Genomic DNA, 3552 nt, shown 5'->3' on the forward strand with positions numbered 1-3552 from the left:
ATGAAAAAAATGCTACTCGCTACTGCGCTGGCCCTGCTTATTACAGGATGTGCTCAACAGACGTTTACTGTTCAAAACAAACCGGCAGCAGTAGCACCAAAGGAAACCATCACCCATCATTTCTTCGTTTCTGGAATTGGGCAGAAGAAAACTGTCGATGCAGCCAAAATTTGTGGCGGCGCAGAAAATGTTGTTAAAACAGAAACCCAGCAAACATTCGTAAATGGATTGCTCGGTTTTATTACTTTAGGCATTTATACTCCGCTGGAAGCGCGTGTGTATTGCTCACAATAATTGCATGAGTTGCCCATCGATATGGGCAACTCTATCTGCACTGCTCATTAATATACTTCTGGGTTCCTTCCAGTTGTTTTTGCATAGTGATCAGCCTCTCTCTGAGGGTGAAATAATCCCGTTCAGCGGTGTCTGCCAGTCGGGGGGAGGCTGCATTATCCACGCCGGAGGCGGTGGTGGCTTCACGCACTGACTGACAGACTGCTTTGATGTGCAACCGACGACGACCAGCGGCAACATCATCACGCAGAGCATCATTTTCAGCTTTAGCATCAGCTAACTCCTTCGTGTATTTTGCATCGAGCGCAGCAACATCACGCTGACGCATCTGCATGTCAGTAATTGCCGCGTTCGCCAGCTTCAGTTCTCTGGCATTTTTGTCGCGCTGGGCTTTGTAGGTAATGGCGTTATCACGGTAATGATTAACAGCCCATGACAGGCAGACGATGATGCAGATAACCAGAGCGGAGATAATCGCGGTGACTCTGCTCATACATCAATCTCTCTGACCGTTCCGCCCGCTTCTTTGAATTTTGCAATCAGGCTGTCAGCCTTATGCTCGAACTGACCATAACCAGCGCCCGGCAGTGAAGCCCAGATATTGCTGCAACGGTCGATTGCCTGACGGATATCACCACGATCAATCATAGGTAAAGCGCCACGCTCCTTAATCTGCTGCAATGCCACAGCGTCCTGACTTTTCGGAGAGAAGTCTTTCAGGCCAAGCTGCTTGCGGTAGGCATCCCACCAACGGGAAAGAAGCTGGTAGCGTCCGGCGCCTGTTGATTTGAGTTTTGGGTTTAGCGTGACAAGTTTGCGAGGGTGATCGGAGTAATCAGTAAATAGCTCTCCGCCTACAATGACGTCATAACCATGATTTCTGGTTTTCTGACGTCCGTTATCAGTTCCCTCCGACCACGCCAGCATATCGAGGAACGCCTTACGTTGATTATTGATTTCTACCATCTTCTACTCCGGCTTTTTTAGCAGCGAAGCGTTTGATAAGCGAACCAATCGAGTCAGTACCGATGTAGCCGATAAACACGCTCGTTATATAAGCGAGATTGCTACTTAGTCCGGCGAAGTCGAGAAGGTCACGAATGAACTAGGCGATAATGGCGCACATCGTTGCGTCGATTACTGTTTTTGTAAACGCACCGCCATTATATCTGCCGCGAAGGTACGCCATTGCAAACGCAAGGATTGCCCCGATGCCTTGTTCCTTTGCCGCGAGAATGGCGGCCAACAGGTCATGTTTTTCTGGCATCTTCATGTCTTACCCCCAATAAGGGGATTTGCTCTATTTAATTAGGAATAAGGTCGATTACTGATAGAACAAATCCAGGCTACTGTGTTTAGTAATCAGATTTGTTCGTGACCGATATGCACGGGCAAAACGGCAGGAGGTTGTTAGCGCAAAAAAAAAATTCCAAAAAAAAAATTCCAAAAAAAAAAGCGACTAACAAACACAATTGCTTACGGTTCACTACTCACGACGATGTTTTTTTTGGTACCTTTTTTTTCACCGGAAAGGACCCGTAAAGTGATAATGATTATCATCTACATATCACAACGTGCGTGGAGGCCATCAAACCACGTCAAATAATCAATTATGACGCAGGTATCGTATTAATTGATCTGCATCAACTTAACGTAAAAACAACTTCAGACAATACAAATCAGCGACACTGAATACGGGGCAACCTCATGTCAACGAAGAACAGAACCCGCAGAACAACAACCCGCAACATCCGCTTTCCTAACCAAATGATTGAACAAATTAACATCGCTCTTGAGCAAAAAGGGTCCGGGAATTTCTCAGCCTGGGTCATTGAAGCCTGCCGTCGGAGACTAACGTCAGAAAAGAGAGCATATACATCAATTAAAAGTGATGAAGAATGAACATCCCGCGTTCTTCCCTCCGAACAGGACGATATTGTAAATTCACTTAATTACGAGGGCATTGCAGTAATTGAGTTGCAGTTTTACCACTTTCCTGACAGTGACAGACTGCGTGTTGGCTCTGTCACAGACTAAATAGTTTGAATGATTAGCAGTTATGGTGATCAGTCAACCACCAGGGAATAATCCTTCATATTATTATCGTGCTTCACCAACGCTGCCTCAATTGCTCTGAATGCTTCCAGAGACACCTTATGTTCTATACATGCAATTACAACATCAGGGTAACTCATAGAAATGGTGCTATTAAGCATATTTTTTACACGAATCAGATCCACGGAGGGATCATCAGCAGATTGTTCTTTATTCATTTTGTCGCTCCATGCGCTTGCTCTTCATCTAGCGGTTAAAATATTACTTCAAATCTTTCTGTATGAAGATTTGAGCACGTTGGCCTTACATACATCTGTCGGTTGTATTTCCCTCCAGAATGCCAGCAGGACCGCACTTTGTTACGCAACCAATACTATTAAGTGAAAACATTCCTAATATTTGACATAAATCATCAACAAAACACAAGGAGGTCAGACCAGATTGAAACGATAAAAACGATAATGCAAACTACGCGCCCTCGTATCACATGGAAGGTTTTACCAATGGCTCAGGTTGCCATTTTTAAAGAAATATTCGATCAAGTGCGAAAAGATTTAGACTGTGAATTGTTTTATTCTGAACTAAAACGTCACAACGTCTCACATTATATTTACTATCTAGCCACAGATAATATTCACATCGTGTTAGAAAACGATAACACCGTGTTAATAAAAGGACTTAAAAAGGTTGTAAATGTTAAATTCTCAAGAAACACGCATCTTATAGAAACGTCCTATGATAGGTTGAAATCAAGAGAAATCACATTTCAGCAATACAGGGAAAATCTTGCTAAAGCAGGAGTTTTCCGATGGGTTACAAATATCCATGAACATAAAAGATATTACTATACCTTTGATAATTCATTACTATTTACTGAGAGCATTCAGAACACTACACAAATCTTTCCACGCTAAATCATAACGTCCGGTTTCTTCCGTGTCAGCACCGGGGCGTTGGCATAATGCAATACGTGTACGCGCTAAACCCTGTGTGCATCGTTTTAATTATTCCCGGACACTCCCGCAGAGAAGTTCCCCGTCAGGGCTGTGGACATAGTTAATCCGGGAATACAATGACGATTCATCGCACCTGACATACATTAATAAATATTAACAATATGAAATTTCAACTCATTGTTTAGGGTTTGTTTAATTTTCTACACATACGATTCTGCGAACTTCAAAAAGCATCGGGAATAACACC

At 43.4% G+C, this 3552-nt stretch carries 6 protein-coding genes and 1 pseudogene; 3 read left to right on the top strand and 4 right to left on the bottom strand.

From position 1 onward, the window contains the following. On the top strand, positions 1-294 hold the full coding sequence (gene bor / locus ACTID9_RS28640; protein ID WP_000738492.1) for a serum resistance lipoprotein Bor: 294 nt from the start codon (positions 1-3) through the stop codon (positions 292-294). A gap of 31 nt (positions 295-325) precedes the next feature. Here the strand turns inward: bor and rzpD are convergent, their stop codons facing one another. The 3 genes and pseudogenes from rzpD to ACTID9_RS28655 all read right to left on the bottom strand — a co-directional run bounded on the left by rzpD (position 326) and on the right by ACTID9_RS28655 (position 1567). Continuing rightward, on the bottom strand, positions 326-787 hold the full coding sequence (rzpD, locus tag ACTID9_RS28645; RefSeq protein WP_000092275.1) for a prophage endopeptidase RzpD: 462 nt from the start codon (positions 785-787) through the stop codon (positions 326-328). Then, entirely contained in the window at positions 784-1260 is a 477-nt protein-coding gene (locus ACTID9_RS28650) for a glycoside hydrolase family 24 protein (RefSeq protein ID WP_000229403.1), read from the bottom strand. The genes rzpD and ACTID9_RS28650 overlap by 4 nt, the downstream gene beginning before the upstream one ends. Beyond that, positions 1244-1567, bottom strand: a pseudogene (locus tag ACTID9_RS28655) (phage holin, lambda family). Before ACTID9_RS28655 ends, ACTID9_RS28650 begins: the two are co-directional and overlap by 17 nt. Positions 1568-2001: 434 nt before the next feature. Between ACTID9_RS28655 and ACTID9_RS28660 the strand changes: the two are divergent. Continuing rightward, a complete protein-coding gene (locus ACTID9_RS28660) occupies positions 2002-2196 on the top strand; it encodes a YlcI/YnfO family protein (protein ID WP_001421937.1) in 195 nt (64 codons plus the stop codon). Positions 2197-2360: 164 nt separating this feature from the next. Here the strand turns inward: ACTID9_RS28660 and ybcW are convergent, their stop codons facing one another. Further along, positions 2361-2567, bottom strand: a complete 207-nt coding sequence (gene ybcW, locus ACTID9_RS28665) for a protein YbcW (protein ID WP_001031427.1) — start codon at positions 2565-2567, stop codon at positions 2361-2363. A 285-nt stretch (positions 2568-2852) separates the two neighbouring features. Here ybcW and ACTID9_RS28670 point away from each other — a divergent pair, with 285 nt between their 5' ends. After that, positions 2853-3263, top strand: coding sequence for a DUF1398 domain-containing protein (locus ACTID9_RS28670; RefSeq protein WP_012775990.1), 411 nt, complete (start codon positions 2853-2855; stop codon positions 3261-3263). Positions 3264-3552 lie beyond the last annotated feature (289 nt).

Source organism: Brevibacillus fluminis, assembly GCF_052072235.1.
GTDB lineage: Bacteria > Bacillota > Bacilli > Brevibacillales > Brevibacillaceae > Brevibacillus_D > Brevibacillus_D fluminis_A.

What these genes read in the sequence shown, in the direction of transcription:
- bor (WP_000738492.1), top strand. Translation starts at nt 1, where the DNA reads ATGAAAAAAATGCTACTCGCTACTGCGCTGGCCCTGCTTATTACAGGA.
- rzpD (WP_000092275.1), bottom strand. Translation starts at nt 787, where the DNA reads ATGAGCAGAGTCACCGCGATTATCTCCGCTCTGGTTATCTGCATCATC.
- ACTID9_RS28650 (WP_000229403.1), bottom strand. Translation starts at nt 1,260, where the DNA reads ATGGTAGAAATCAATAATCAACGTAAGGCGTTCCTCGATATGCTGGCG.
- ACTID9_RS28660 (WP_001421937.1), top strand. Translation starts at nt 2,002, where the DNA reads ATGTCAACGAAGAACAGAACCCGCAGAACAACAACCCGCAACATCCGC.
- ybcW (WP_001031427.1), bottom strand. Translation starts at nt 2,567, where the DNA reads ATGAATAAAGAACAATCTGCTGATGATCCCTCCGTGGATCTGATTCGT.
- ACTID9_RS28670 (WP_012775990.1), top strand. Translation starts at nt 2,853, where the DNA reads ATGGCTCAGGTTGCCATTTTTAAAGAAATATTCGATCAAGTGCGAAAA.